General features: G+C 66.5%; 11 protein-coding genes and 2 pseudogenes. All 13 read right to left on the minus strand.

All coding sequences use genetic code 11. The features are described from left to right. Positions 1-33: 33 nt before the first annotated feature. On the minus strand, positions 34-2,313 hold the full coding sequence (locus ASE43_RS22870; protein WP_057160690.1) for a M14 family zinc carboxypeptidase: 2,280 nt from the start codon (positions 2,311-2,313) through the stop codon (positions 34-36). Between the two features lie 206 nt (positions 2,314-2,519). After that, the gene (locus tag ASE43_RS22165) at positions 2,520-4,550 is read right to left on the minus strand and encodes a proprotein convertase P-domain-containing protein (protein WP_162258789.1); all 2,031 of its coding nucleotides are present in this window, start codon (positions 4,548-4,550) and stop codon (positions 2,520-2,522) included. Positions 4,551-5,014: 464 nt separating this feature from the next. Beyond that, the gene (locus ASE43_RS22650) at positions 5,015-5,248 is read right to left on the minus strand and encodes a proprotein convertase P-domain-containing protein (protein ID WP_235567287.1); all 234 of its coding nucleotides are present in this window, start codon (positions 5,246-5,248) and stop codon (positions 5,015-5,017) included. Positions 5,249-5,377: 129 nt separating this feature from the next. After that, positions 5,378-7,105: pseudogene (locus tag ASE43_RS12410) on the minus strand (S8 family peptidase); the annotation flags it as partial. 565 nt (positions 7,106-7,670) lie between these two features. After that, positions 7,671-8,120 carry a hypothetical protein gene (locus tag ASE43_RS12415; protein WP_056183314.1) on the minus strand — a complete coding sequence of 150 codons (450 nt, stop codon included), beginning with the start codon at positions 8,118-8,120 and terminating at the stop codon, positions 7,671-7,673. A 261-nt stretch (positions 8,121-8,381) separates the two neighbouring features. Next, positions 8,382-10,475: a S8 family serine peptidase gene (locus ASE43_RS12420; RefSeq protein WP_082607264.1), complete on the minus strand. Its 2,094-nt coding sequence runs from the start codon at positions 10,473-10,475 to the stop codon at positions 8,382-8,384. Positions 10,476-10,793: 318 nt separating this feature from the next. After that, positions 10,794-13,037, minus strand: a complete 2,244-nt coding sequence (locus tag ASE43_RS22655) for a S8 family serine peptidase (RefSeq protein WP_082607265.1) — start codon at positions 13,035-13,037, stop codon at positions 10,794-10,796. A gap of 484 nt (positions 13,038-13,521) precedes the next feature. Continuing rightward, on the minus strand, positions 13,522-15,513 hold the full coding sequence (locus ASE43_RS22875; RefSeq protein WP_056183316.1) for a S8 family serine peptidase: 1,992 nt from the start codon (positions 15,511-15,513) through the stop codon (positions 13,522-13,524). Between the two features lie 196 nt (positions 15,514-15,709). Continuing rightward, the coding region (locus ASE43_RS12435) for a proprotein convertase P-domain-containing protein (protein WP_235568742.1) at positions 15,710-15,949 on the minus strand (240 nt) is incomplete at its 5' end. 1 nt (position 15,950) lies between these two features. Beyond that, positions 15,951-17,949 (minus strand): annotated as a pseudogene (locus tag ASE43_RS12440) (S8 family serine peptidase); the annotation flags it as partial. Between the two features lie 627 nt (positions 17,950-18,576). Beyond that, positions 18,577-20,673, minus strand: coding sequence for a S8 family serine peptidase (locus tag ASE43_RS12445; protein ID WP_057160693.1), 2,097 nt, complete (start codon positions 20,671-20,673; stop codon positions 18,577-18,579). Positions 20,674-21,299: 626 nt separating this feature from the next. Further along, on the minus strand, positions 21,300-23,405 hold the full coding sequence (locus ASE43_RS12450) for a S8 family serine peptidase (RefSeq protein ID WP_082607320.1): 2,106 nt from the start codon (positions 23,403-23,405) through the stop codon (positions 21,300-21,302). 670 nt (positions 23,406-24,075) lie between these two features. Beyond that, positions 24,076-25,902 (minus strand): S8 family serine peptidase, encoded by a 1,827-nt coding sequence (locus ASE43_RS12455; protein WP_082607267.1) that lies wholly within the window; start codon positions 25,900-25,902, stop codon positions 24,076-24,078. Positions 25,903-26,108 lie beyond the last annotated feature (206 nt).

Below are 26,108 nucleotides of genomic sequence, written 5' to 3' on the forward strand. Positions count from 1 at the left end.
CGGCGCCGGCCGGAGCGACGGACGCGCGCACGGTCAGAAGGTGATGCTCCAACTGTCGATCGTGCCGGTGTCGGCGCTGGCGTTGTCGTTGACGCGCAACTTCCAGGTGCCGTTGAGCGGCTCGCTGCTCAGGTCCTTGATGAAGGTGCCGGTCACGTTGTCGGCGCTGCCGCCGCTGCGGTTGTGCAGGTTGTAGAGGGTGCCGTCGGGCGCGACCAGATCGACCTTCAGATCGCCCTTGTAGGTGTGCAGGATGTTGACGGCGATCGAGGCGTTGCTGGGCGCGTTGCCGCTGCGACCGGACACGGCTATCGGGCTGTCGACGGTGGCGTTGTCGTTGATCGGATAGTCGGTGCCGTTGCTGTAGGTCTGGCTGCCGGTAGTGCCGACGATGACCGACGCGGTCTTGGTATTGCCGGCGCCATCGTCGTCGGTCACCGTCAGCGTGACCGTGTAGGTGCCTGCGGCGCTGTAGGTCTTGCTGGGATTCGTGGCGGTGGACGTCGTGCCGTCGCCGAAATTCCAGCTGCGCGAGACGATGGAGCCGTCGCCGTCGCTGGAGCTGTCGGTGAAGGCCACGCTCAGGCCGCTGACCGCGGCGCTGAAGTTCGCCACCGGCGGGGCGTTGCCGCCGCTACCGGACACGGTGAAGCGCACCGCATTGGGCGTGCCGGGCTTGCCCGACGCGTCGGTGGCCTGCACATAGACCGTGTGCACGCCCGGGCTGAGCCCCGCGGTCGGCAGCGCCACCGTCACCGTCTCGGTGCTGGCGTTGTAGCTGCCGTCGCTGGCGTTCATCGCCACCGCCACCGCGCCCGCCGCCCAGGGCGGCGCATCCAGATAGGCGCGCGCCGAGGCGATGGTGTGCACCGCCTCGCTGCCGTTGCTCTGGTTGTAGGCGGCGTCGCTGACGCTGGCGGTGATCGTCACCGGCGTACCGACCGGCACGCTCACCGCCGAGGCGCTGACCGACTGGGTGTCGGGCCCGGACGGATATTGATACGGCGCATACAGATTGCGCGCGGCGTAACGCAGCGCGCGCAGGTTGTTGGGCAGGGTCGCGCTCTGGAATGTCGAGCAGCTCTCGAAGAACGCCACGCCCAGCTCGATCGTGTAGCTGGGCACGCCGAGCAGACCGTACATGGTGTCGTCGGTGGTGCCGTCGGTGGCGTAGAGCTCGTTGGACTGTTGCGGGCGGTAGTTGTTGAAGTAGGCCAGGCGCCGGCCCAGGGTCTGCAGCGGCACGCTGTTCGGCGCCGGCGTGGTGGTGTCGCCCCAGGACCACAGCACCAGTTGCGAATAGCTGTGGATGTCGAAGAACAGGCCCTGGTAATCGTCGGGCGCGGCGCTGCCGATGGCGTCGCCACGGCGGTCGGGGAAGATGCCGCCGGTGTAGACACCGCTGGCGTTGCGGGTGCCGGCGACCAGGCGCACCAGGTTCTGGGTTTCCGGCTCGGACGAGCTGGCTGGGCCACGGTAGGTTTCGGCGCAGGCGTTGCCGCTGGAACCGCCGGCGGCGCTGTTCCAGTGGAAGGGGAAGTTGCGGTTGAGATCGACGCCGTAGGACGAGGCGCTGCAGCTGCCGTTGAGGTTGTCGGTGTTCTTGCGCCACGACGCGCCGGCCTCGGCCTTCTTGCGACCGTCGGGGTTGGCCTGTAGCACCAGCTGGAAGGCGAAGTTGTCCATCAGCCAGGTAGCTTCGGCATCGCTGCCGTAGCCGTTGACCAGCCACTCGGCGAAGCGCGTGAGCAGCTCGGCCGGGGTGTATTCGCGTGCGTGAATGGAGCCGAACACCACCATGGTCGGCTTGTTCGGCAACGCCGCGTCGGTGGCGGTGTTGGTCAGCCGCAGCACCTTCATCTCGTAACCGGTGGCGGCGTTGCGGCTCTTCTGCCAGCTCGGTCCGATGTTGGCGATGCGCGCCAGGTTCGGCTTGGCCGCGGCCAGGTCGTCCATGGTCGTGTAGGTCTCTTCGACCGTGCGGTAGCAGGCGTAGCCGGGAATCGCGGCCGGCCCCAGCAGGGGCGCGTTCGCCATCGCCGACTGCATCGCCTGCAAGCGCCGGGTCGCGTCGGCGTCGACCTCGACCCGGAAGCCGGCGCGGCGCAGCGCCTCGATGTCTTCGGGCAAGGCCTCCACGCGCACGGTGCGCGCTACCCGATCGACGATCAGATGCTGGAAGCGGGAAGCGACGCGCTGCAGTTGCGCGCGGTCGCGGTAATGGGCGGTGACGAACACCGTGGCGTCATCCTCGGCGGCGGGCGCCGCGGAGGCGAAAGCGAACAGCAACACAGCGGCGTGGACGAGGCGCATGACGTGACTCCGTGACGTGCGGGCCCGGGCCCGCTGCGAACGTGCCGGAACGATCGGCGCGAGCCGACCCGTGGAAGGGGACCAACGCGCGCGCACGCGGACTCCCGCCCCCGCGCAGACGGCGCGGGAGCGGGAGGACGTGCACGGCCGGGTTTACGCTCCCGTAGCGTGTCCTCTCCGGCCGAAGCCGGAGAGGACGTGTCGGATCAGAACGTGATGCTCCAGGTGTCGAGCACGCCGGTATCCGCGTTGGCGTTGTCGTTCACGCGCAGCTGCCAGGTACCGTTCAGCGGTTCGCTGGTGAGGTCCTTGGTGAACGTGCCGATCACGTTGTCGGCGCTGCCGCCGGTGCGGTTGTGGATGTTGTAGAGCGTGCCGTCCGGCGCGACCAGATCGACCTTGAGATCGCCCTTGTAGCTGTGGTTGATCGTGACCGAGATCGAAGCGTTGCTGGGACCGTTGCCGGTGCGGCCGGAGACCGAGATCGGACTGTTGATGGTGCTGTTGTCGTTGATCGCGAAGTCGGTGCCGTTGGTGTAGGTCTGCACGCCGGTGCCGCCGACCGTGACCGAGGCGGTCTTGGTGTTGCTGGCGCCATCGTCGTCGGTGACCGTCAGCGTGACCGTGTAGGTGCCCGCGGTCGCATAGGTGCGGCTGGGGTTGGTCGCGGTGGAGGTGCCGCCGTCGCCGAAGTTCCAGCTACGCGAGACGATGGTGCCGTCGCTGTCGGTGGAGCTGTCGGTGAAGTTGGCGGTCAGCGCGCTGGTGGCGACGCTGAAGTTCGCCGTCGGCGCGACGTTGCCGCCGCCGGACGAATCCAGGCCGTCGATGAACTGCACGCCGGTGCCGCCCGCATCCAGCCAGTTGCTCAGACGGGTGGCGTTGGTGCCGCCGCCGGCCCAGGACACCGAGATGCGGCCGTAGTAGTCGGCCTTGGCGTTATCGGCGGCCGAGCACGAGGACGGGCCGCCGTGCAGCTGGCCGATCACGCGCTTTTCGGGGCTGAACAAGGGCGAGCCCGAGGAACCGCCCTCGGTGACGCCGATGCCCGGGATCCAACGCACGAAGATGTGCGAGCCGTCGCCCGGCGAGGTCGGGTTGGTCTGCGCGCCGCCGTAGCTGGTGGTGCGGGTGGCGCTGGTGCCGTGGCTGATGCGCTTCTCGGCGACGTTGGGATGGTGGATGCCGGTGGCGCCGCTGAAATCGCCGCTGCGCGCATCCCAGCCGTTCCAGAACAGGTTGTAGGCGGCGGGCGCGGCGTCGTCCAGTTCGACCAGGGTGAAGTCGGACGCGGCGTTGGAGGCGCGGTGGAAGGCGCCGGTCAGGGTCTGGGCCAGCGAGCCGTTACCGTTCTGACCGCTCTGGGTGCTGCCGGGCGCGCGGCAGGTCGAGTTCTGGTAGTTCCAGTACGTGACCAGCGAAGCGGCGTTGGAGGCGCTGATGCCGCAGTGGTTGGCGGTCAGGAAGTACATCTTGCGATCATTGGCGGCGTTGTTGAGCAGGCTGCCCGAACAGAACAGGCTGCCGCCGGTGGAGATCGCCGCGACCGAACGGATCTGCGCGCGCCAGGCGTCGCCTTCCGGGCAGACCACGTCGACGTTGCAACTGCCCGAGGTGCCCTGCGCGGTCACCATGTCGGACTGCAGCTGCTGGGCCATGCGGGTGAAGCCGCGGTAGTCGTGACCGACCTTGGCCAGGCGCAGCTTGAGCTGGCCGACTTGATCGCGCGGCACCACCACTTCGATCACCGCTTCGGCGCCGTTGACGATGGGCGTCCACAACTGGCCGTGCGATTCGTTGTCGGCGGCGGTGTACACGCGCACCACCGACGGGTCGGAGGCAGCGGCGCGGCTGAGGTTGGCCGGATACACCAGCAGGCGGCCGCCGGCGGGCATCTTGTATTCGCTGAAACCGAAGTTCAGCGACAGCGCGCCGCGCGACTGCACGCGCAAGCGCCAGACCATGTCGTTGCCGACCTCTTCCCACACGCCGGAATTCAGCGGGGTCAGATCGACGGACAGCGATTGCGCGTAGCGCGGCGGCAGATCGTGCGCTTCGCGCTGGCGATCCTCGGCCTGCAGCGCCGGCACGTCCACCGCCTGCATCGTGCGCATCTCGACGCGGTCGAGCGCGGTCAGGCTATGGTCGAACGCGGCGGGACGCGCACCAGGCGCCGCCATGGCGACGCCGAGCGACGAAAGTCCCAGCAGGACCAGGGAACCGTACATTCGTTTCATGAGTCTCTCTCCATCCGTAGTAGAGGGCATGACCGGCTCGCCGCTCAGAATCGCCGGCCGTCATGGCCTTCGATGGCGAGCGCGGATCAATCGTTTGGCATGCGACCGACGGTGTCGGCGTGCATCCGGCGAGTTGATACGTGTTTGACACGGGCAATGCCGCATCGCGATGAACCGGCGATGCGCTCGAACGATGAAACCGGGCGAACCCCTTTTCGCCCGTCACGACGCTAAGCGTGCATTAACTGTGGAACAAGCGTGATCCGTTGCGATTCGACAACGCATTCGTGATGCACGTCATGCATATGACCAGTAACCGCTTCCAGTCATTTTTGTATACGACTACCTGATGTATAGGCGCCCCGCTCCGGCATGCGCGGCGATATCGATCGCGCAAAAAAAGACCCCGGCCGTAGCCGGGGTCGGAGAGAGCGTTCGCGGCGTCCTTGCCGGCGAATTCGCGCTTAGAACGTGACGCTCCAGCTGTTGATGTAGCCGGTGTCGCCGCCGGCGTTGTCGTTGACGCGCAGCTTCCAGGTACCGTTCAGCGCTTCGGTCGACAGGTTCAGCGTGACCGTCTTGTTGATGTTGTCGGTGCTGCTGCCGGTGCGGTTGTGGATGTTGTAGAGCGAACCGTCCGGAGCCACCAGGTCCACCTTCAGGTCGCCCTGGTAGGTGTGCACGATCGCCACCGTCACCGAGGCATTGCTGGGGGCGTTGCCGCTGCGGCCGGAGACCGTGATCGGGCTGTCGACCGTGGCGTTGTCGCTGATGGTGTAGTCGGTGGTGTTGCTGTAGGTCTGGGTGCTGCCGCCACCGCCGGTGGTGTAGCTACCGGTCAGGCTGGCGCCCGAGAACGTCGAGTAACCGCGCACCAGCACGTGGTAGGTGCCGGCCTGGGCCGTGGCGATGTTGCAGGTCTCGGCGTTGGTGCTGCCTTCGGACTTGCAGTCGTAGCTGGCCGTGGTCGGCGCGCTGCCGAACTTCACGAACAGATCGGCATCGCCGCTGCCGCCGGCGGTGACGAACTTCAGCGCGCTGGCGCCGGCCGGAACCACCATGGTGTAGCGCAGCTCGGTGCCGGCGCTGCCGGCCAGACCGGTGACCGGGGTGCCGTTGGTCAGCGTGCCGGTCTGCGGCGGGGTGGTGCCGTTGACGGCGTCGACCGCGGCCTTGGCGTTGAGGATGCCCGGGCCGATGCTCTGCGACGGGGTCGACGGGAACGCGGTGACGTTGGCCTTGATGATCGACTCGATCTCGGCCGGCGTCTTGGGCGTGGTCGCCACGGCCTGCATCAGCGCCACCACGCCGGCGACGTGCGGGGTCGCCATCGAGGTGCCGTTGTAGGAGGCGTAGGTTTCCGAACCCGGCGTGGTCGAACCGGAGTTGAGGGTCGACAGGATGTTCGAGCCCGGTGCGGCGATGTCGATCAGCGCGCCGTAGTTGGAGAAGCTCGAACGCGCGCCGGTGCTGGTGATCGAAGCCACCGCGATCACGTTGTTGCAGTTCGCCGGCGAGGCGTTGGACACGTTGACGTTGTCGTTGCCGGCGGCGATCACCAGGGTGGTGCCACGGCTGACCGCGCTGTTGATCGCGTTCTGGGTGGTGGTGCCGCAAGCGCCCGAGCCGCCCAGCGAGAGGTTGATGACCTCGGCCGGGTTGGCGTTGGCGGGCACGCCGCTGACGGTGCCGCCCGACGCCCAGATGATCGCGTCGGCGATATCGGAGTCGTAGCCGCCGCAGGTGCCGAGCACGCGCACCGGCACGATCTTGGCGCCGTAGGCGACGCCGGCCACGCCCTTGGCGTTGTTGGTCACCGCAGCGATGGTGCCGGCGACGTGGGTGCCGTGCCAGCTCGAACCCTGCGCGGCATGGGTGCCGCCGCACTGGTTGGCGCTGACCCAGTCGCCCGGATCGCTGGGATCGCTGTCGCGGCCGTTGCCGTCGTTGGACACGGTGGTGTCGATGATGAAGTCGTAGCCGGGCAGGATGTTGGCGCTGAGGTCGCTATGGCTGGTGATGCCGGTGTCCAGCACCGCCACGACCGAGCCGCTGCCGTTGGTCACGTCCCACGCCTGGTTGGCCTTGATGCCGTAGGTGCCCGAATAGCCCCACTGCTCGCTGTAGCGGGTGTCGTTCGGGGTCAGGAAGGCGTGGTTGAGCTTGTCGACTTCGACGTATTCGACGTTGGCGTCGGCGGCGATTTGACGCATCAGCGTCTCGGCTTCGACACGGTCGAGCGCGCGATCGCTGCGCACGACTTCGGCGCCCAGGGCGGTGCGGCGCAGCGAGCGGATGCCCAGGGCCTTGCCGGCGCCGGCGGTGGAAGCGGCCGTGCTCAGCGAGCGCTGCAGCGTGCTGGCGTTGGTGGTCGGAGCGCTACCGTCCTTGAACTTGACGATGAAGCGCTGAACTTTTTCGGAAGACTGCAGGCCGGCGAGATTGACGCGGCCAGCGGCGAACGCCGGGGCGGCGATCATGCTCGAAGCCAGTACGGCTGCCGTGGCGGCGGCCAGGGCGTGCACGCGAATGCGACGCGAGGACAGCTGAGACATCTATGTAACCCCCGAAGCTGGAATAAGCCGCGAAGCGCGGCAAAAAACCGCAAGAACCTCTCTCCGACCGGCGGGATTACCGCGGCCTTAGGCTCGAACGGTGGATACGGACAGGTGACAAAATGTGTCCGCAAAGTGACGCTAGTCGACCTTTCGTACCCATCGCAACGGGGATATCCACTCAATGTGCACAGGTATTTGTGACTATCGTCACAATTTATTGCGGTAACCGCTTTCACGTGAAATCGACACGAGAATATGTCGCATCGCAACATGCGGTTGCGCGCCTGAGACGGGAAACCCAGGTTAAGTCGCGGTTTTAGCAGGGAATCTTGGGCTCAAACCGGCCATGGCTTGGCCGTTTCGAGGTGCCGTCAGGCACAAGGCAGGCGGCACCACCGATGGCGGGGCCGCGCGCCGCCGCAAACGGCGCCTACAAGATTGGCCTAGGCCCTACCCCGCCAACGCCCCAGGCCTTGAGGCGTGTGGCACAAGGTGCGGCGAGCGGCCGCACCGTAAATTCGACCCCGCACCACCGCTTTCGCGATGGCGCCCAGCGGTCGCCTCAGCGGTCCAGGCTGCCGCCGATCGGCATGATCGAGACGACGCCGTCGATCTCGATGTACTCCACGTCCGGATCGGCCGCGAAGGTCTGCATCAGTTTCTGCGCCTCGGCCTTGCTCAAGGGACGGTCGGCGCGAAACACGTCGGCGGCCACCGACAGGCGCAGCTTGTGTTCCAGCTTGATCGCGCCGCCGCCGCTCTTCAGGCCGCTGTTGCCGGCGGTGCTGGCAAACCTAGCCTTGACGCTGTCTTGCTCGCGCGCGGGCACGCTGCCGTCGCGGTACTTGACGATGAATTGCTGGTATGGGCCGTTGCCCTGCAGCTCGCCCACATGCGCCTTCGGGGCACCGCCGTCGCCGTTGGAGGGTGCGGACGCCATGCAGGCGCTCATCGCCAAGGCCAGCGCGGCTGCGCTGACGGCGAGCACGGATCGGCGGAAAGGGCTGGACATGGCATCGGCTCCTGGGTCATGGCGTTCCTGATTCCGAAACGCACCGGCAGTGCGAATAGGGTTGAGGCTAGCGTTCGTACGCTAGTCGGCCCGCGCTGAACGCCGCGGAACCGGCGCGCTCGCAGGTGCGGCCGGCGACGCGGGGGTACGCGCCGCCGGACCGCCGGACAATGGTGCGCCCGGACTCGGGGTCGGGTCCGGACGCACCCGCGTGCCGGGTCCGCCGTTCGCGCGGCGGACCCGACCCGCTTGCCCGTTGGCTCAGAACGTGAGGCTCCAGCTGTTGATGCGACCGGTATCCCCGGCGGCGGCGTCGCGCACGCGCAGCTTCCAGGTGCCGTTGAGCGTCTCGCTGGTCAGGTTGCTCACCGTGATGGTCCTGTTGATGCCACCACTGGATCCGCTGCGGTTGGCCAGGTTGTAGACCGAACCATCGGGCGCGATCAGGTCGACGACCAGGTCGCCGCGGTAGGTGTGCACGATGTCCACCGACAACGAAGTATCGGCCGGCGCGTTGCCGCTACGACCGGACACCGTGATCGCGCTTTCCGCCGTGGCGAAATCGCCGATCGCATAGTCGGCGCTGTTGGTGTAGGTCTGGCGCACGTTACCGGACGCGGACACCGTGACCGAGCCGGTCTTGGTGTTGGTGGCGCCGCCGTTGTCCGTGACCGTCAGCGTGACGGTATAGGTGCCCGCGGCCGCGTAGGTCTTGCTGGGATTGGCGAGGGTAGAAGTGGTGCCGTCGCCGAAGCTCCAGCTGCGCGAGGCGATCGTGCCGTCGCTATCGCTGGAGGTATCGGTGAAGCTCACGGTCAAGCCGCTGGCAGAGGAAGCGAAGTTCGCCACCGGCGCCGCGTTGACCGGACCGCCACCGCCTGCGGCCGCCACCGCCGCCGCCGCGTCGATCAGGCCCGGGCCACAGCCGCCGGGGCAGTTGGCCGCGGAGATCGGACGCGCGGTATTAGCCAGGATCTGGCGCACCTGCTCGAAGGTCTTGGGGGTGGCCGAGACCGCCTGGATCAGCGCGACCACGCCGGCCACGTGCGGCGACGCCATCGAGGTGCCTTGCTCGAAGGCATAACCATCATTCGAGTACGTGGACAGGACGCCCTGCGCATCGTGGCTGCGCGTGCAGTCGCCGGCGCGGGGCACGCGATTCAAGGGCAGGAACTCGTTGGTCGGCGAGCAGGTCTCGCCGCCCGGCGCGGTGATGTCGATGGTCGCACCGTAGGTCGAATACCAGGCGCGCTTGCCGCCCTGGTCGCTGGCGGCGACGCTGATCACGTTGTTGCAGCTGGCGGGCGTGGAACCGGCGACGTCGATGTTGCTGTTGCCGGCGGCGGCGACCACGATCGAGCCGTTGGCGGTCGCGGTGTTGATGGCGGTCTGGTAGGCCGGTGTGGCCGAACACGGCGCGTCGCCGCCCAGCGACATGTTGATGACCTCGGCCGGATTGGCGTTGGCGGGCGCGCCGGCGACGGCGCCGCCGGAAGCCCAGACGATGGCGTCGGCGATGTCCGAGGTGGCGCCGGAACCCTCACGACCGAGCACGCGGATCGGCACGATGCGCGCACCGTAGGCCACGCCGGCCACGCCGGAGGCGTTGTTGGTGACCGCGCCGATGGTGCCGGCGACATGGGTGCCGTGATAGACCCCCGAGGAGTCGTTCGGGTTGGCGTCGCGGCCGTTGCCGTCGTCGGACGCGCCGCAGCCGGCGACGCCGCCGCAATCGGTCGCCGAGAAGCCCGTGGTGGAGGTGACGAAGTCGTAGCCGGTCAGGACATTGGCGTTCAGATCGGGGTGCGAGACGATGCCGCTATCGATCACCGCCACCACCACCCCATTGCCGCTGGTGCTGTTCCAGGCGGTCGGCGCATTGATGCCCACCGCGCTGTTGGCGTAATGCCACTGTTCGTTGAAGCGGGTGTCGTTGGGTACGGCAAGCGCGTGCATGATGTAGTCGGGCTGCACCCATTCCACGTTCGGATCGGCGGCCAGCTGCTGGATCACCGCGCGCGCTTCGTCGCTGTTGAGGGCGGTGTCGTTGACCACCACGTCGGCGCCCATCGCCATCCGGCGCAGATGCTTGAGGCCCAGGCGCTTGCCCTTGGAGGCGGCCGGCAGCACGGTGCGCGCGGAGGCCGCGCCCAGGGACGACGCGACCGAGGCGGTGCTGGCCGTCGGTGCGCTGCCGTTCTTGTATTTGACGATGAAGCGGCTGTAGTGCTCGCCGGACTTCAGGCCGGAAACGACCGCATGCCCGGCGAAGGCGGGCGCGGCGATGGAGGTCAGCGCCAGCGCGGTGGCGGCGGCGAGCGCGCGTACGCGCAGCGTGGTGTTCGAGTTCGACATCGTAGAAAGATCCTCGAATGAAGCCCATGGGTAGGCCGCGGATTGCGGCGATGGAGGCTGGGCGGGCACGGGCGCCCACCGGACCGTGAATCGCGACGCGTGCCGCGATGCAGATCGAAGCTACGTTTCGGCGCACGCAGAAGGCACAGGAAACCCGCGCGTTCCACGGCCTTAAACGTGACCAACATCGCAATTTCACTAATTGAAATTAATGCTCCACCATAAAGCCACAATCATCGTGTTTTTAGGCACAAAAAGGACTCGCACGCGCCCAACGCAGAACTAGGCCGCCCTCCCCACCCTTTTAATATCAATGAATTAGACAAAAACCTCGCACCCACGCGCCGCGCCACCGAAAACCGCGAACACGCCGACCACTGCCTCGCCAAAACAGAAAATATGCCTGGCGGCACACCACCGCACGCCACCGCCCGCCCGGCGGGCACGCAAAGAAAAGCCCCGGCCGAAGCCGGGGCTGAGATGCGCAACACGACGACGCTCGCGACGCGGAGGGCGCCGCGATCGCCGGCCTGCGATCAGAAGGTGATGCTCCAGCTGTCGATGTAGCCCACGTCCTGACCGGCCCGGTCGGCCGCGCGCAGACGCCAGGTGCCGTTGAGCGCTTCCGTCGACAGGTTCTTGGTGAAGGTGCCCGAGACGTTGTCGGCGTCGCCGCCGGTGCGGTTGTGGATGTTGTAGACCGAGCCGTCCGGCGCCAGCAGGTCCACGATCAGATCGCTCTTGTAGGGATGGACGATGTTGACCGTGATCGAGGCATTGGTCGGGGCGTTGCCGGTGCGGCCGGAGACCACGATCGAGCTGCTCACGCCGGTGGCGTTGTTGTCGGGAATGTTGACGTCGGTGCCGTTGCTGTAGGTCTGTGACCGTGGCGGTCTTGGTGTTGCTGGCACCGCCGTTATCCGTGACCGTCAACGTGACGGTGTAAGTACCGGCCGCCGAGTAGGTCTTGCTGGGGTTGGCGAGGGTGGAGGTGGTGCCGTCGCCGAAGTTCCAGCTGCGCGAGGCGATGGAGCCGTCGCTGTCGGTGGAGGTATCGGTGAAGGTCACCGTCAGGCCGCTGGCCGAGGACGTGAAGTTCGCCACCGGTGCGGCGTTGCCGGTACCGCCCTGCGCGGCCAGCACGGCCGCGGCCGCGTCGACCAGACCCGGACCGCAACCGCCCGGGCACTTGGCGGCCGTGATCGGACGCGCGGTGTTGGCCAGGATGGTCTGGATCTGCGCGGGCGTCTTCGGCGTCGGCGCCACCGACTGCATCAGCGCGACGATGCCGGCCACGTGCGGCGCGGCCATCGAGGTGCCCTGGTTGAAGAAATAGCCGTTGGCGTTGTAGGTCGAGAGCACGCCGCGGGTCTCGTGATTCTGCTGGCACTTGCCGGCGGTGGACTCGCCCAGGGCCAGGAACTCGACCAGCGGCGAGCAGGTTTCGCCGCCCGGCGCGGTGATGTCGATGGTGGCGCCGTAGTTGGAGTACCAGGCGCGATTGCCGTTGATGTCGCTGGAAGCGACCGAGATCGCGCCCGGGCAGTTGGCCGGCGAGAAGCCCGACACGTCGCTGTTGCTGTTGCCCGAGGCGATGACCACGGTGGTGCCGCGGTTGATCGCGGCGGTGATCGCGTTCTGGTAGGTCAGGCCGCAGGAACCGGTGCCGCCCAGCGAGAGGTTGATGACTTCGGCCACGTTGGCGTTGGCCGGCACGCCGCTGACGGTGCCGCCGGAGGTCCAGGTGATCGCGTCGACGATGTCGGAGGTGTTGCCGTAACCGCCGTTGCCGAGCACGCGCGCATGCACGACCTTGGCGTTGTAGGCCACGCCGGCGACGCCGAGGCTGTTGTTGGTGACCGCGGCGATGGTGCCGGCGACGTGGGTGCCGTGCTTCACGTTGGAGGCGTCGGTCGGATCCGCGTCGCGGCCGTTGCCGTCGCCGGAGCCGCCGTTGCCCGTCGTGGTCGAGGTGACGAAGTCGTAGCCAGGCAGGGTGTTGGCGTCGAGATCGTTATGCGCGAGGCGGCCGCTGTCGATCACCGCCACCACCACGCCGGTGCCGGTGGCGGTATCCCAGGCGCTGGAGACATTGGCGCCGACGGCGTTGGTGGCGTAGTGCCACTGCTCGTTGTAGCGCGGGTCGTTCGGCGTCGCCAGCGCCTGCATGACCAGGTCGGGCTCGACGTAATCGACGTTGGGATCGGCGGCGATCTGCCGCATCAGCGATTCGGCCTCGGCGCGGCTGAGCTTGCGATCGCTGCGCACCACGTCGGCGCCCAGCGCCATCCGACGCAGCTGCTTCAGACCCAAGTGCTTGCCGGCCACCGCCGGCAGCGCGCGCGCGGCGCCGCTGAGCGAGGACTGCAGCGCGGCTGCGCTGCTGCGCTCGGCCGACTGGTCCTTGTACTTGACGATGAACTGGTCGTAGTTGCCTTCGGCCTTCAGGCCCGACGCGTTCATGCGGCCGGCGAACGCCGGCGCGGCGAAGGCCGTCAGCGCGACGGTCGTGGCGACCACGAGCGCGCGTACGCGGAACTGGCCTTGAGTGGAAATCGACATCCTTGGAACCCCCGATGGAAAACAAGCGCCGCAAGTCCGCGGCAGGGACCGCCCCGGTCCGGGCGCGGCCGCGCATGCGGTCGTCGCGATCGGCTCGGGGCGGAAGCTCGACGTGCAGCACTGCGCTGCACGGGGACCACGCTAAGGAGCCCGCGAAGGCCGGGACAATGAGGTAAGCCACCTAGGTCACACGGAAATATGTGACATCAATCACATATTTCTTGACGAGCATCATTTGCTGCACTGCAAAGATACTGACCCGTAGTGAGCAAAAGGGTCCTTAACGGCACACTATTTGCAGCCGTCATCGCGGCGGCGCCGCGGCCGCGGGCCAGGCCTGCCCGCCCTGGCGATGGGCAACAAAAAACCCCGGCCAAGGCCGGGGTGGGTGCAGGATCGAAAAGTCGACGAGCCGCCGCGGCGCACTCGGGGGCGAGGTATGCCGCGACGACCGTCGAAAACCGATCGATTCAGAAGCGGGCGATCAGAACGTGACGCTCCAGCTGTTGATGTAGCCCACGTCCTGCGGGGCGCGGTCGGCCGCGCGCAGCTTCCAGGCGCCGTTGAGCGTTTCGCTGCTCAGGTCGATCACGCGGTCGGTGATGATCACGTGGTCGGTGCCATCGTTGACGTTGGGACGGTTGAACAGGTTGTAGACCGTGCCATCCGGCGCGATCAGATCGACGATCAGATCGCCGCGGAACGGGTGCTGCACATTGACCGACACCTTGGCCGTGCTGGGGGCGTTGCCGGTACGGCCCGACACGGTGATGGTGCTGCTGGCACCGGTGGCGTTGTTGTCGGGAATGTTGACGTCGGTGGCGTTGCTGTAGGTCTGCGCGCCGGGCGGATTCGGATTGCTGCCCGCGAGCAGCGCATCGACGGCCTCGAAAGCCTGCACCAGGCCGTAACCGAACTCGTTGTCGCGGCCGGCCGGGCCGAGATCCAATGCGGTCGACAACAAGGCTTCACGCACTTCCGCCGGGGTCGCACTGGGCTTGGCGCTGAGCATCAGCGCCGCCACGCCCGCCACGTGCGGGCTGGCCATCGAGGTGCCGCTCAGAACGGCATAGTTGTCGACACCATAGACGTAGGTGGGATTGACGGTGACGGTCTGCCCGACCAGGCCGCGCAGCGCCTGCCCGGAAGCTTGGCTGACGGCGACGCCGGTAAGCGTGGACGGATCCTTGAGACCGGTGCTGTAAGCGAACGGATCGGACACGTTGTTGTACAGAATGATGGCGCGTCCGCCGCCGCTCTTGACGTTGGTGACCTTCTCCAGCGTGGTGTTATCGCCGCGCTCGCACAGCACCACCTTACCGCTCCAGCTGCCTGCGCTGGCGCAACGACCGCCATCGATCAGGGCTGCGGCCACGGTCGCCGATGCGCTGTTGGCCATCGGCAACGTGTCGTAACTGCCACCGCCGACCACGCTGACCGGCGTGCCGCGCTTGGGATAGGTGCTGGAAACGTCCTGACCCGGTGCGGCGATATCCACGCCGTCGTTGAACTGCGAGAACGCAGCCTTGGCGTTGTTCGAGTCCAGCGCGGCCACGGAGATCACGCTGGGATAGGACGCCGGATAGCTCTTGGTGCTGGTACCGTCGTTGCCGGCCGCGGCCACCAACACGATGCCCTGGTTATACAGATTGCTGAAAGCGGCACTTTCGGCGCTGCTCTGACCGGCACCGCCCAGGCTCATGTTGATGACCTTGGCGCCAGCCTGCGCGCACTTGTCGGCGGCCGCGATCAGGTCGGAGCTGAAAGAGAAGCTGCAGCTGGGGCCGTCGAAGTACTTGACGATATGCAGCGAGACCTTGCCCGGGCTGACGCCGGTCACGCCCTTGCCGTTGCCGCCCACCGCGGCGATGGTGCCGGCCACGTGGGTGCCGTGGCCGCAGTCGTCGGTGTTCCAGGTGCGGCCGCTGTCCGCATAGCCGGTGATGCTGATGCCGGCGAAGTCCTCGTGGTTGCTGCGCAGGCCGGAGTCGATCACGCAGACCTTCACCCCGTTGCCGTTGGCGCCGGTGGCGACGGTGTCGGGCGCTTGCACGCGGGGGATGCCGAAGGGTACGTACTCGGCCAGCGGATAACGCGGCATATCGCGCTCGATGACCAGGTTCTTGTTGTTGCGCAGGCTGCTCAGCACCTGCGGCGACAAGGTCATGACCACCGAATCGAGCTGGTCGAATTCGTGGTGGGTCTTGCCTTCGGTCAGCGCGGCGGCACTCAAGCCCTTGGCCGAAGCCGTGGCGCGCAGCGCCTTCACCGACTGCTGCAGCTGGGCCTTGAACTGCGCCTTCTGGCCGCGCGGGAACCGGATCCAGACCCGGTTCGGATCGCCGGACGACTGCGCGCCGGTCGGCAGCAGTTCCGTCGGCGGTGCGGCGCCGACCGCACCGGCCACGCCGAGCGCCATGACGGCGATCAACGCGACCAGGCGCGCGCGGTGCTTGGATACTTTACGAACTTCCATTCCCTACCCCTAGATGTATTCGATTCGGAACGAGCGGCAACGGCCGACGCCAGCGTGCGCGATCGACGGCGCAACCCGTATCGGAGCTGCCGCGATGCGATGGACAAGTCGAACTCGGTGCCGCGCGGCAACCATGTCGGCGAACGCACGCCCGGCCGAGGCCGGGACGTGCGCTGCCGGACTCATGCGGCAAGGATCAGAACGTGATGCTCCAGCTGTTGATGTAACCCACGTCGTTCGCGGCCGCATCGCGCACCCGCAGCTTCCATGTGCCGTTGAGCGCTTCGCTGGTCAGGTTGCTAACGGTGATGGTCTTGTTGATGCCACCGGAACTGCCGGCGCGATTGGCGAGGTTGTAGGCCGAACCGTCCGGTGCGATCAGATCGATGACCAGATCGCCGCGGTAGGTGTGCACGATGTTCACCGCCAGCGAGGTNGTGCATGCGCGCCAGATACTGCTGGGGCGCGATTGGCGAGGTTGTAGGCCGAACCGTCCGGTGCGATCAGATCGATGACCAGATCGCCGCGGTAGGTGTGCACGATGTTCACCGCCAGCGAGGTATCCGACGGCGCGTTGCCGGTGCGGCCGGACACCGTGATCGGGCTTTCCACCGCCGCACCGTTATCGACGATGGTGTAGTCGCCGCTGTTGGTGTAGGTCTGGCGCACGTTGCTGGACGAGGACGACACCGTGACCGAGCTGGTCTTGGTGTGGGTGGCGCCGCTGTTGTCCGTGACCGTCAGGCTGACCGTGTAGGTACCGGCCGTCGAGTAGGTCTTGCTGGGATTGGCCGAGGTCGAGTTGGTGCCGTCGCCGAAGCTCCAGCTGCGCGAGGCGATGCTGCCGTCGCTGTCGGTGGAGGTATCGGTGAAGCTCACCGTCAGGCCGCTGGCCGAGGAGGTGAAGTTGGCCACCGGCGCTTGATTGCTCGGCGTGCCGCCGCCGACCGCGGCCACGGCCGCCGCCGCGTCGATCAGGCCCGCGCCGCAACCGCCCGGGCAGTTCGCCGCCGCGATCGGACGCGCCGTGCTTTCCAGGATCTGCTCGATCTGCGCCGGCGTCTTCGGCGTTGCGGAGGCCGCCTGAATCAGCGCAGCCACACCGGCCACATGCGGTGCCGCCATGGACGTGCCCTGCCAATCGTCGCCGGCATAGCCGTTGCCCTCGATCGTCGACCACACGGCATTGGCGGAGTTGACGACGACCGGCTGGACGCATGCGCCCCTAGGGTTCTGCCCAAGCGGCAAATGTTCCGTCGACGGCGAGCAAACTTCGCCGCCCGGCGCGGTCACGTCGATGCTGGCGCCGTAACTCGAGTAATAGCTGCGGCGACCGCCGGGATCGCTGGCCGCAACGCTGATCACGTTGTTGCAGCTGGCCGGCGCGTTGTTGGCGACGTCGTTGTTGAAGTTGCCCGCGGCGGCGATTACCACCGAGCCTCGGGCCACCGCGGCGTTGATGGCGGCTTGCTCGGCCGGGCCGCAGGCGCGCGTGCCGCCCAGGGACAGATTGATCACTTCAGCGGGGTTGGCATTGGCCGGCACACCCGACACGGTGCCGCCGGAGGCCCAGGTGATGGCATCGATGATGTCCGAACCACCGCCACTGCCATCCTTGCCCAACACCCGAATCGGAACCACCTCGGCGTTGTAAGCCACGCCGACCAAGCCACGGTTATTGTTGGCCACGGCGGCGACAGTGCCGGCCACATGCGTGCCGTGCACGATATTGGAGGCATCGTTAGGGTCTGAATCGCGACCGTTGCCGTCCTCGGATGCGCCGCAGGTGCTGGTGCTTCCGCAGCTGGCGAATCCCAGCCCCCTGGTCGAGCTGATCATGTCGTAGCCCGGCAGGATATTGGCGTCCAGATCTTCATGCGGCAGGATGCCGCTGTCGATCACGGCCACCACCACGCCCGTACCGGTGCTGGTGTTCCAGGCCACCGGAGCGCGGATACCGACGGCATTGTCGGCGTAGTGCCATTGGCTGGAGTACAGCGGATCGTTCGGCACCGCCAACGCGTGTACGACGAAGTCGGACTGCACCCACTCCACGTTCGGGTCGGCGGCGAGCTGGCGGATCAGCGCAGCGGCTTCATCGCCGTTCAAAGCGGTGTCGCTGGTGATGACATCAGCGCCAAGCGCCATGCGGCGCAGATGCTTCAGGCCCACGCGCTTGCCCTTGGAGCCGGCCGGCATCAGGGTGCGCGACGCCGCAGTGTTCAAAGAGGAGGCGAGCGCGGCGGTGCTGGTGGTCGGCGCGCTGCTGTTCTTGTACTTGATCATGAAACGACCGTACTGGCCGTCGGCCTTGAGGTCGGCGACATAGGCTTGGCCTGCGAAGGCGGGCGCGGCCAATGCGGCCAGCGCCACGGCCGTCGCGGCCGCCAGTACGTGTACGCGCAGTTTGCTGTTGGTATTCGACATCGTTTTCATATCCCCAGATGTGAAACGCAATGGGCCGCTAGGCGGCTATGGCGGTCCGAACCAGGAGCGGGAACCTGCATCGCTCGCGGGCTGGACCATGGCGGAGGGCATCGAGATGCCAGGGCCGTGGGCCAAACTACGAGCCGGATCTGAGGGAAACGCCTGATGACCAGGCCGAATTGCGGCCTTAAATGCGGCGCACGTCACATTTTCGTAAATTGAAATTTTTTGCTACTCAAAGAAGTCACACTTCGTGCGTAGCGATGCGCCAGCAAGAGAAAAACGAGGCCGATCGCGCATCGATGGATCGCCGTCACGCAACGATTTCTCTTGTAAATACCCTACCTTAGGCGCGTTTTGAGGGCTGACCTGCGGATCGCCGAAAGCGGCTCCGAAACGCGCTTCGGGGCCGTCGTTATGGCCTATCGATATTTTCAGATACGACAAAATGTACTGCTGTGAGATGGCGCGGCGAACGCCCAAGCCGACTCCAGGCTCAGACCGGGATCGCCCAGGCCGGGATGTCCGCCACGACGCCTAGGCCCTGGACAACCGACGCCCGCAGCCTCAAAAAACGAAACCCCGGCCTGAGCCGGGGTTTCGAAACCAAGCGCACTGCTCGGGTCTAGGCACCGATCAGAACGTGACGCTCCAGCTGTTGATGTAACCCACGTCCTGCGGGGCACGGTCGGCCACGCGCAGCTTCCAGGCACCGTTGAGCGGCTCGCTGCTCAGGTTGACTACGCGGTCGGTGATGATCACGTGGTCGGTGCTGTCGGTGGTATTGGGACGGTTGAACAGGTTGTAGACGCTGCCGTCCGGCGCGATCAGATCGACGATCAGGTCGCCACGGAACGCGTGCTGCACATTGACCGACACCTTGGCGGTGCTGGGGGCGTTGCCGGTACGGCCCGACACCGTGATGGTGCTGCTGGCGCCGGTGGCGTTGTTGTCGGGAATGTTGACGTCGGCGGTGTTGCTGTAGGTCTGGGTGCCGCCGGTGCTGGCCACCGTGACCGTGGAGGTCTTGGTGTTGCTGGCGCCGCCGCTATCCGTGACCGTCAGCGAGACCGTATAGGTGCCCGCCGCCGAATAGGTCTTGCTGGGATTGGCCGAGGTCGAGTTGGTGCCGTCGCCGAAGCTCCAGCTGCGCGAAGCGATGCTGCCGTCGCTGTCGGTGGAGGTGTCGGTGAAGCTTACCGTCAGGCCGCTGGCCGAGGACGTGAAGTTGGCCACCGGCGCCTGATTGCCCGGCGTGCCGCCGCTGACCGCGGCCACGGCCGCCGCCGCGTCGATGATGCCCGCACCGCAACCGCCGCTGCACTTGCTGGGAACGATCGGGCGAGCGGTGCCTTCCAGTACCTGCTCGATCTGAACCGGCGTCATGGACGTCGGCGACGCGGCGACGATCAGCGCCGCGACGCCGGAGGCGTGCGGAGCCGCCATCGACGTGCCCGCGTAGCCTTCGTAGGCATTGGTCGGTACGGTCGAGAGCACACCGCCGCCGCTCACGTTCTCGCCACCGGGCGCGGTGATATCGATGGTGGCGCCCCAACTGGAGAAGCTGGAACGCGAGCCGCTCTTGTTACTGGCGGCGACCGAGATCACGCCGCCGCAGCTCGCCGGTACGCTGTCGACGATGACGCCCTTGAAATTGCCGTTGACGATGTCGATGTTGTCGTTGCCCGCGGCTGCGATGACCACCGAGCCTTTGGCAATGGCCCTGTCGATCGCCGCCTTGTAGGCCGGGGCCGCGTTGGCGCAGGAACCTTGCACCGACCCACCCAGCGACATGTTGATGATCTTGGCCGGATTCGCATTTGCAGGAACACCGGGGACGGTATCGCCCGAAGCCCAGGTGATCGCGTCGACGATGTCGGAATCGTCGCCGAAGCCCTGATTGCCAAGCACGCGAATCGGGACGACCTTGGCGCCGTACGCCACACCTGCGACGCCGATACCGTTGTTGGTCACCGCGGCGATGGTACCGGCCACGTGGGTGCCGTGGGCGCCCGTACCCGCCACCGAACTGTCGGTGGGATCCGCATCGCGACCGTTGCCATCGTCCGACTTGCCGCAACCTGTCAGCGCGCCGACATCCGCGCACTGCTGCCGGGTACCACCGGTGGTCGAGGTGACCATGTCGTAGCCGGGCAGGATATTGGCATTGAGATCGTTGTGCAGCATGATGCCGCTGTCGATTACCGCCACCACGACGCCACTGCCGGTGCTGGTGTTCCAAGCCGTCGGCGCACGAATACCGACGGCGCTATCGGCGTAATGCCACTGCTGGCCGAAGTTCGGATCGTTGGGGATCGCCAAAGCGCGCTTCTTGCCGTCCACCTGCACGAACTGGACGTTCGGATCGGCTGCGATCTGGCGCATCAGCGCCGCGGCCTCTTCGTGGTTCAGCTCCTGATCGGAGGCGATCACGCTGGCGCCTGGCATCAGCATGCGACGCACTTGCTTCAGGCCGACGCGCTTGCCCTTGGAAGCGGCCGGCAGGATGGTGCGCGCCGCCATGTTGCTGAGCGACGTGCTCAACGCGGCGCTGCTGGCGGCCGGGGACGAGCCGTCCTTGTATTTCACGATGAAGCGGCTGTAGCTGCCGCCGGCCTTGAGTCCGGCGAAGTGGGCCTGGCCGGCAGCGGCCGGCGAGGCTATCGCGGCCAGAGCCAGCGCGGTCGCCGCCGCCAGTACATGTACGCGCAGACTGCTATTGGAATTCGACATCGTTTTCGTATCCCTGGATGTGAAACGCAATGGGCCGCTAAGCGGCTATGGCTATCCGAACCGAGCGAGGAAGCATTGCGTCGCTCGCGGGCCGGACGATGGCAGAGGCATCGAGATGCCTGGACCGTGGGCCAAACTACGAGGCGGATTTGAGGAAAAAGCCCGATGGCTAGAGCGGATTGCGCCGATAAGCGCGTTGCGCGTCACGTTTTCGAAAGTCGAAATATTCGGCTACTCAAAGAAGTCACACTTCATGCGTAGCGATGTGCAGAGAAGCAAAAATCCGGGCTGAGCGACGCATCGATGAGACGCCGTCACGCAACGTTTAGCCCTGCAAATACCCTACCCGATCCGATTTCTCGAACCGACCATCGGATCGCCCAACGCGCCCCCGAACGCGTCTTGAAGCCTTCGCGATGGCCCATGATCGTTTCGAGATTCGCTGTCGCACGGACGACGCTGCGCCCGTCCTTCCTGGCGATAGACCAGCGAATCACACCTACGCCGAGGCCGCGCTAACGCACGGCTCGCAGCATCCTGGACACCGTTTCCGGGAGTATCGAAAACGAAACCCCGGCCGTAGCCGGGGTCTCGAAACGAAGCGCGATGTTCCAATCCAACATCGATCAGAACGTGATGCTCCAGCTGTTGATGTAACCCACGTCGTTCGCGGCGGCATCGCGCACCCGCAGCTTCCAGGTGCCGTTGAGCGCTTCGCTGGTCAGGTTGCTAACGGTGATGGTCTTGTTGATGCCACCGGAACTGCCGGCGCGATTGGCGAGGTTGTAGGCCGAACCGTCCGGTGCGATCAGATCGATGACCAGATCGCCGCGGTAGGTGTGCACGATGTTCACCGCCAGCGAGGTATCCGACGGTGCGTTGCCGGTGCGGCCGGACACCGTGATCGGGCTTTCCACCGCCGTACTGTTATCGACGATGGTGTAGTCGCCGCTGTTGGTGTAGGTCTGGCGCACGTTGCTGGACGAGGACGACACCGTGACCGAGCTGGTCTTGGTATGGGTGGCGCCGCTGTTGTCCGTGACCGTCAGGCTGACCGTGTAGGTACCGGCCGCCGAGTAGGTCTTGCTGGGATTGGCCGAGGTCGAGTTGGTGCCATCGCCGAAGCTCCAACTGCGCGAGGCGATGCTGCCGTCGCTGTCGGTGGAGGTGTCGGTGAAGCTCACCGTCAGGCCGCTGGCCGAGGAGGTGAAGTTCGCGACCGGTGCGACGTTGCCCGGCGTGCCGCCGCCGACCGCGGCCACGGCCGCCGCCGCATCGATCAGGCCCGGGCCGCAACCGCCGGGGCACTTGGCGGCGGTGATCGGACGCGCGGTGCTGGCCAGGATGCTGAGGACCTGGCTGGTGGTCTTCGGCGTAGCCGAAGCGGCCTGCATTAACGCGATCACGCCAGACACATGCGGCGCCGCCATCGACGTGCCATGGTAGAAATCGTAGCCATTGCCACCGACGGTCGACAAGATTCCGTTGGTTTCGTAGAAGGTGGTGCACTTGTCTACCGGGTTGGTGCCCAGCGGCAGGAACTCGGTCGGCGGCGAACACAATTCGCCGCCCGGCGCCGTGATGTCGATGGTCGCGCCGTAGCTGGAAAAGTAGGAGCGGTTGCCGTTGTGATCGCTCGCGGCCACGCTGATCACGTTGTTGCAGCCGGCCGGCGAGGCACCGCTCACGTCGATATTGCTGTTGCCTGCCGCGGCGACCACGATGGAGCCGTTGGCGACGGCCGTATTGACCGCAGCCTGCCAGGTCGGCGTCTCGGAGCAAGGCAAGTCGCCACCCAGCGAGAGATTGATCACGTCGGCCGGATTGGCGTTGGCCGGCGCGCCGGCGACGCTGCCGCCGGAAGCCCAGACGATGCCGTCGGCGATGTCCGCCAGCGAGCCGTTGCCGTCCTTGCCAAGCACACGCACCGGTACGACCTTAGCGCCGTAAGCGATGCCCGCCACACCGGTGGCGTTGTTGGTGAGCGCGGCGATCGTACCGGCCACATGGGTGCCATGCACGCCCGTGGTCGCTGCCGAGCTATCGGTGGGATCCGTATCGCGGCCGTTGCCGTCCTGGGACGCGCCGCAGGTACTGTTGGATCCGCAGCTGCCGAAACCCAAGCCCGAGGTCGTGCTGATCATGTCGTAGCCGGGAAGAATGTTCGCGCTGAGATCGGTGTGCGTCACGATCCCCGAGTCGACCACCGCCACCACGATGCCAGTGCCGTTGCTGGTGTTCCAAGCGGTCGGCATGTTGATGCCCACGGCGCTGTTGGCGAGGTCGTACTGCTCCCCGAAGCGGGCGTCGTTGGGCACGACCAAGGCCTTCACGACCATATCCGGTTCGACGTACTCGACATTCGGGTCCGCGGCGATCTGGCGCATCAGCGCCTCGGCTTCCACGCGGGTGAGCGCGGCTTCGCTGCTGACCACTTCCGCGCCCAGCGACATGCGACGCAGATGCTTCAGGCCCAGCTTCTTGCCCTTGGCGCTGGCAGGCAGGACGGTGCGCGCGGCGGCCGCGCTGAGCGAGCTCGTCATCGAAGCGCTGCTGGTGGTCGGCGCGCTGCCGTTCTTGTATTTGACGATGAAGCGATGGTACTGGCCGTCGCTCTTGAGGCTGCCCATGTAGGCCTTGCCGGCGAAGGCCGGCGCGGCGACCGCGGTCAATGCCAAGGCGGTCGCCGCGGCCAGTACGTGTACGCGCAGATTACGGTTGGAGTTCGACATCGTGTTCATATCCCCGGATGTGAAACGCAATGGGCCGCGAGGCGGCGATGGCTGTCCGGACCGAGGGTTGAAGGCTTGCATCGCTCGCGGGCCGGACGAGGGCGGAGGCATCGAGATGCCTGGACCGTGGGCCAAACTACGAGTCCGATCTGAGGGAAAAGCCCGATGACCAGGGCGGATTGCAGCCGTAAAGGCGACCTTCATCACATTTTCGGAAATTGAAAATTTCCATCACTCAAAGAAGTCACACTTTGTATGCAGGGATGCGTCACAAGGCGAAAACCGGGGGTGAGCGATGGATCGACGGATCGCTGCCGGACAACGATTTGCCCTGAAACACCCTACTAGAAGCGATTTTTCGGTACTGGCGGCCGCACCGTCGAACGCGGCCATGGATGCCATTGGACGCGCCCCAGATGGCCCAGCGCTATTTTCTATTACGCAAAATCTTCCGCTGCAGCGCGGGCGCTGCGCCCTCCCTTACTCGCGAGGGGCCAGACGCGGCCAGCCCCTAACCGGGGCCGCGCGCCGGCTGACCCGCAAGACGGGCGCATCGCCTCAGCAAGGCTCGCGGCATCGCCGGCACGCGGGTGGCGAAAGCCAAAAAAACGAAACCCCGGCCTGAGCCGGGGTCTCGAAACGAAGCGCACCGCTCGGATCTAGGCGCCGATCAGAACGTGACGCTCCAGCTGTTGATGTAACCCGTGTCGAACTGAGCGCGGTCGGCCACACGCAGCTTCCAGGCGCCATTGAGCGGCTCGCTGCTCAGGTTGACCACGCGGTCGGTGATGATGACGTGGTCGGTGCCGTCGTTGGTGTTGGGACGGTTGAACAGGTTGTAGACGCTGCCGTCCGGCGCGATCAGATCGACGATCAGGTCGCCACGGAACGTGTGCTGCACATTGACCGACACCTTGGCGGTGCTGGGGGCGTTGCCGCTGCGGCCCGACACCGTGATGGTGCTGCTAGCGCCGGTGGCGTTGTTGTCGGGAATGTTGACGTCGGCGGTGTTGCTGTAGGTCTGGGTGCCACCGGTGCCGCCGACCGTGACCGTGGAGGTCTTGGTGTTGGTGGCGCCGCTGTTATCCGTGACCGTCAGCGTGACCGTGTAGGTACCGGCCGCGGCGTAGGTGCGGCTGGGGTTGGTCGCGGTGGAGGTGCCGCCGTCGCCGAAGTTCCAGCTGCGCGAAGCGATGCTGCCGTCGCTGTCGGTGGAGGTGTCGGTGAAGCTCACCGTCAGACCGCTGGCCGAGGAGGTGAAGTTGGCCACCGGCGCCTGGTTGCCGGGGCCGGCGGAGAACAGGCTGTGCAGCAGGAAGTTCGGCGATCCACGCAGGTTGCCCGTGACCTTGCCGGGCGTGGCGTTGTTCATGATCGCCGCGTGCACTTCGTCCGGCGTGGCCGCGGGGTGCGTGGACAGGTACAGCGCGACGACGCCGGCCACGTGCGGGGTGGCCATCGATGTGCCGCTCATGGTGGCGGTGGAGGTCGAGCTGCTGATGCCGGCCGAGACGATGTCGCTGCCGGGTGCGAACAGATCCACGCAACTACCCCAGCCGGGCGCCTGGCCGTTAGGCCAAAGCGAACGCGCGTCGTTGAGGTCGGTGGCGGCGACGGTCAGCGCCCGCGGCACCCGTCGCGGCGATCCGGTACAGGCATCGTCGTTGCTGTTGCCCGACGCAGCCACGACCACCACACCGGCGTCGATCAGGTTGGTGATCGAGTTATCGATAGCGGTGGAACCGGGGTAGCCGAAGCTCATGTTGGCCACCGCGGGTTTCACGTGATTGGCCGCCACCCAGTCGATGGCCGCAATAGTCTCCGAGACTAGCGCATTGCCGGTGCAGTCGAAGACGCGAACCGGATGCACGGTGGCCTTCTTGGCCACGCCCCGGGTGGTGCCGGCGACGGTACCGGCCACATGCGTGCCATGACCATGGCAGTCGTTGGTGCTGGGATCGCCCGGTCTGACCGAGAAGCCGTTGCCCATGCGCCCGCTGAATTCGGTGTGGTCCGCGCGCACGCCGGTGTCGAGGATGTAGGCGTGAACGCCGGTGGCGTCGGTGTCGTAGGTGTAGGTGGTGCTGAGCGGCAGGTTGCGCTGATCGACGCGATCGATGCCCCAGGTCGCGTTGTTCTGGGTGGCATAGATCGAGCCCACGCCATCCTCTTCGACATAGGCCACGCGCGGATCCTTCAACAGCTGCGCCAGCGCCGCGTCGTCGGCATCGACCACGAAGCCGCGCAGCACGTGCTGGTAGCTGCGCAGCAGCTTGGCGCGATGCTGGGTGGCCATGCTGCGCGCGACCGAAGGCACCTGCGCCATGGTCACGCCGGTGGCGCTGCGCGCCGACGAGCCGGCGACCGGCTCCTTCAGCACGACGATGTAACGGCCTTCGACCGGCCTGTCGACCGTCAACAATTCCGCGGCCAACCCCGGAAGCGCGGCGCATACGAGCGAGGCACCGATGGTTACCGACAAGATACGACGATTCATTCACATGTCCTTGTAGTGAGCGGGCCCGATCCGCAGCGGCGAATTGCGCCGACGGTGCGTGTGCGACGAGCGGCGTCCCGCTCCACGCGCGCCGATGCGCCGCATCGCAGCGGGCATTGGCCTTGCACCGGACAGCAGCACGCTACGGATCCGCCTCCAAGGCGGATGCCGGCAGCGCCTTCACGGCAGCTACGTTCTTTACACCC

This window comes from Lysobacter sp. Root983, assembly GCF_001429345.1.
Taxonomy (GTDB): Bacteria; Pseudomonadota; Gammaproteobacteria; order Xanthomonadales; family Xanthomonadaceae; genus Lysobacter.